This window comes from Sulfurovum sp. (genome assembly GCF_041551015.1).
Lineage (GTDB): Bacteria > Campylobacterota > Campylobacteria > Campylobacterales > Sulfurovaceae > Sulfurovum.
The window spans coordinates 1-4,183 of record NZ_JBFENQ010000146.1; the positions used below are offsets into that span (position 1 = coordinate 1).

Consider the following 4,183-nt stretch of genomic DNA (forward strand, 5'->3'; position numbering starts at 1 on the left):
AGTGCATCAAGGATATATTTGGCATCTTTTTTTGGAAGTGATTTTAGTTGTCTTTTTATATTTAACTGTTTATACATTCTATCTCTCTTTTCTTTTGAGATATTAAAACGTACTTTTTTAGTTTGAACTTCATCCACAAGTTGACATGTTCCATAGTATTGACTTGCCAAGAGTTTTCCTCCGGCAAGGATATTTCTACTATGAACCGCTTTTTGTTTTCCATCTATTGGAGGAATACGAGACATGGTTGTTGTAGTGATATTTCCAAGTTTAGTGACTTTAATAAAAGATAATCCTTTGTCACCTCTAATGATGTTTCCTTGGGATACGTTATTGTTCCCTTTCATAGTATAGGTAGCATTAGAGTCATTTGCAACAATCGTAAATCTCATAACATCACCACGAAAACTACCTTTGTCTGTTGCATACGTAGTAAATTCACAAGAGTATGTAGTTTGTCTGTTTTCTTTTGCAAGACCAAACACACTCAACAAAACAACCAATAAAATATTCTTCATCCCAAACCTCCAACTAAATCAACAAATAAATAAACCATTATTTTAGCAATCATAATTCTACCATAATCGGTATGTATCTGAAGCTGATATATAAATAATAGATATAAGTCACCCTTTAGGGGGATAGATTTAATATTATTATTGTATTATAATGAAACATAATTAAAAGTAAAGGAGAAAAAAATGAAACAGATTTTACTAGCTAGTATATTTGCCTTATTTCTAAGTGCTTGTGGAGGAGGGGGTGGTAGTAGTTATACACCTCCATCTCTTATTGAAATTAATGAGCAAAATGCTGATGCTGCTGTGGTAACAAGTCTTGAGTCAATGGGTATAAGGGCGATTGGAGATATTATCCTTCCTACAAGTGATTCTTTTGCAGCAAAAAGTACATCCATGGTCACCCAATATGCTAAAACAGTTTCTACTACTTTACCATCATATGCAATAGAAAGTACTGACCCAATTGCCTGTCCATATGATGGTAATTACACAGTATCAGATGATGGCACCACTGTTATATTTTATGAATGTGGGATCGAGGAAAATGTTACAATAGATGGTACAGTAAAAGCGATAGATGATACTACTCTTGAATTCATAGAACTAACTGTAATTGATTTAAATGATGGTATTGAAACCTATTTTAGTTCTGCTATTATTAGTTTTACCTTCGATGGTTTTAGTGTGAGTATCACAGGTTATGCTACAGATGGTGTGAATAGAGTTGACTATGAAAGATATACTGTGACAGCAACTAATATAACAGAAACCGAAGCTAACTATACCTTTAATGGGTACATCAAAACAAATTGTTTAGGTGGATGGATTCAAATAAAAACAATCCAAGCGATACCGATACCAACTAATGATGATTGTCCAACCCAAGGTGAAATATCAGTCATTGGAAATAATTCAGAAGTGAATGTCAAGATTAATCTTGATAAGAGTATAACGATTACTCTTAATGGAGTGTTCTATGATACATATACAGATTGCAATAGTCTTCCTTCAGTGTGTATACCTACATAATTTTAATTTAAAGTGGAGGGTAGCTATTGCTCTCCACTAATATATAATTTAGTAACAACACCTAACAAATAACATTTAACCTTTTATGATACAAAAATTGCCTATCATTTTATCGCATAATACAGAACATATTTACTAGTGGTCACAATACAGGCTTCTCCAAGTCCTTCATGCTTATTTCATACTTCTTTTCTATAATAGTTATGTAATTAGAAATAACTTAGAAAGGATTACTAATATGAGCATAAATACGAATCCAACTACCATACTGACTGAAGAACAAAAAGATACGCTTTTTTTCATTTATGAAGGTGAGAAAGTAGCTAGAGATGTCTATATTACATTAGGTAAGATCCATAAAGATGAAAATACTTTTGTATTGATGCAATTTGCTGAGCAGAGACATATTGATTGTGCAAGGGATCTTTGTGATATCTATGGTGTTGAAACATCACATGTTAATGAAGATACTGTAGGTAAATTTGAATCTCTAGTACTGCAAACGCTTTATGATGCATGTACAGAAAAAGGGAAGAAATCAATCCATGATGCATTAGAAGTTGCTGAATTTATTGAGGCTACCGATATTGAAGACCTTGAACATGCTTCTATAGGTATGCCAAATGATGTCGTGAATGTATATGAAAATATTAAAAAGCGTAATTTAAGACATTTAGGCGCTTTCCAAGCAGCGCTTTCAAGAGCTGCATAAAACTATAAAGTTTTTGTTTTTAAAATATATTGTTGTACAAATTAAAATTTACATTCATCGCGGTTTAATATACAGACGTAACCATCTTTTTCATTTTCAATCTGGATGGTAGTATGTCCGATGTTAAAATGGTGATGAAGGTGTTTTTGTACTTCTTGCAAGAAACAATTGTCTATAAACTCACAATTAGTCACAAGATGTACGGTCAGAGCAGTTTCAGTTGTACTGAGTGCCCAAACATGCAGGTCATGTATGTCAGATACATTTTCCAAACCACTTAGGTAGCTTTGAATATGAGAAACATCTATACCTTGGGGTACTGCATCTATGGAAAGGTCTATAGAATCTTTAAGTAAATGCCATGTACCAAATAAGATGATCACTGCTATACCAAGACTGATAGCTGGGTCAAGCCAGAGCCAACCTGTTAGCATAATAGCTATACCTGCAATCACGACGCCTAAAGAAATGGCGGCATCTGCGGCCATATGCAAGTATGCAGCTCGGATGTTAAGATCATGTTTCTGACCTTTTACAAAAAGTAACGCCGTAGCAGTATTTATGACGACTCCAATAGCAGCAACTACAATGATGATAATTCCATTTACTGGTTGTGGAGAGGAGAGTCGTTCCAATGATTCCCAGGCGATACCACCTAAGGCTACAAAAAGTAAAACAGCAGAGAGAAAAGAAGCCATAATGGTCACTTTACGTAAGCCATAGGTTCTTGTATGGGTAGGATGTTTGGTTGCCAGATAGCTTGCGCCCCAAGCAAGAAGAAGGCTCATGACATCACTCAGGTTATGTCCTGCATCTGCTATAAGTGCCAAAGAATCAGCGAAAAGACCATAAGTTACTTCAATGATCACAAAGATGACATTGAGCGTAATTCCTATAGCAAAGGAACGGTTATAGTTGTTTATTTTATGGTGATGATTATGGCTATGTGACATCAAACTATGCTATTGGAAATATTTTACCATTGACTCACGTCCAAATTTCTGAGCAATCATTCCAGCTGTTCCTCCTCTTTCATTGGCAATAGTAACATCAGCACCTTTATCTATGAGAAAGGCACAAATTTCCGGCATGTCATCCATCACTGCTTCCATAAGCGGAGTCCATCCTACACCATCGACTTTATTGATATCAGCACCTTGTTCCCAAAGATACTCAACCATATCTCTTCTGTCACGTCTGATGGCAATATGAAGCGGTGTCCATCCGTATGTGTTTTGAATGTCAACATCCATACCGTTTTCAAATTCTTTTTTAAATGCCTCTAAGTTATTGTCATAGACAATTTTTTCAAGTCTTATAAAGTCTTCATCTAACATAGCAGTCTCCTAATTATTTGATTATATTATATTGTATCACATAAACTAATAATTATATATGGATTAAGCCACTTAATAGGCTTCATTAAATGTAAAATTATAATTACTATAAAATTACGCTATAATATTATACAATTTAAGCGTACATCGGTCAACGACTTCTATTTACCCTGGCTACAGGGAAAAATACCCTTGGGGTACTACAATAAAATAAAACAACCAACTTAGCCTAAGACCGACCTCATACCATAGATGGTAGGCTCGTTCAATAAGGTATACATTACATGTCATTTACAAACTTGGGGTTATCTGAACCTCTTTTAAAAGCTATCAAAGAGCAGGGCTATGATACTCCTACACCGATACAACAAAAAGCTATTCCTGTTGTTATAGAAGGAAAAGATGTATTAGCTGCAGCACAAACGGGTACTGGTAAAACTGCTGGTTTTACGCTTCCACTTCTTGAGCGACTTGCTCAAACACAACCAAAAATGCAGAAAAAACAGATACGTGCTTTGGTGCTTACACCTACACGTGAACTTGCAGCACAAGTAGCTGAGAGCATAAAGACATATGGTAAACAT

Annotated in this window: 6 protein-coding genes; 3 read left to right on the top strand and 3 right to left on the bottom strand. The window is 34.9% G+C overall.

Annotated features, from left to right (window positions below):
• Nucleotides 1–518, bottom strand: a 518-nt coding sequence (locus ABZC96_RS08680) for a hypothetical protein (RefSeq protein WP_373030497.1), incomplete at its 3' end; no start/stop codon positions are given.
• A 183-nt stretch (nt 519–701) separates the two neighbouring features.
• On the opposite strand from ABZC96_RS08680, the gene ABZC96_RS08685 reads away from it, so the two are divergent.
• Both ABZC96_RS08685 and ABZC96_RS08690 read left to right on the top strand, forming a co-directional pair.
• Nucleotides 702–1,550, top strand: coding sequence for a hypothetical protein (locus ABZC96_RS08685; RefSeq protein WP_373030499.1), 849 nt, complete (start codon nt 702–704; stop codon nt 1,548–1,550).
• Nucleotides 1,551–1,788: 238 nt separating this feature from the next.
• A complete protein-coding gene (locus ABZC96_RS08690; RefSeq protein WP_373030500.1) occupies nt 1,789–2,262 on the top strand; it encodes a DUF2202 domain-containing protein in 474 nt (157 codons plus the stop codon).
• Between the two features lie 41 nt (nt 2,263–2,303).
• Here ABZC96_RS08690 and ABZC96_RS08695 read toward each other — a convergent pair whose 3' ends face one another.
• Nucleotides 2,304–3,215, bottom strand: a complete 912-nt coding sequence (locus tag ABZC96_RS08695) for a cation diffusion facilitator family transporter (RefSeq protein WP_373030502.1) — start codon at nt 3,213–3,215, stop codon at nt 2,304–2,306.
• A 9-nt stretch (nt 3,216–3,224) separates the two neighbouring features.
• On the bottom strand, nt 3,225–3,599 hold the full coding sequence (locus ABZC96_RS08700) for an ankyrin repeat domain-containing protein (RefSeq protein ID WP_373030503.1): 375 nt from the start codon (nt 3,597–3,599) through the stop codon (nt 3,225–3,227).
• Between the two features lie 284 nt (nt 3,600–3,883).
• On the opposite strand from ABZC96_RS08700, the gene ABZC96_RS08705 reads away from it, so the two are divergent.
• Nucleotides 3,884–4,183 (top strand): DEAD/DEAH box helicase (locus ABZC96_RS08705; protein WP_373030504.1); only part of this gene is annotated, 300 nt, incomplete at its 3' end.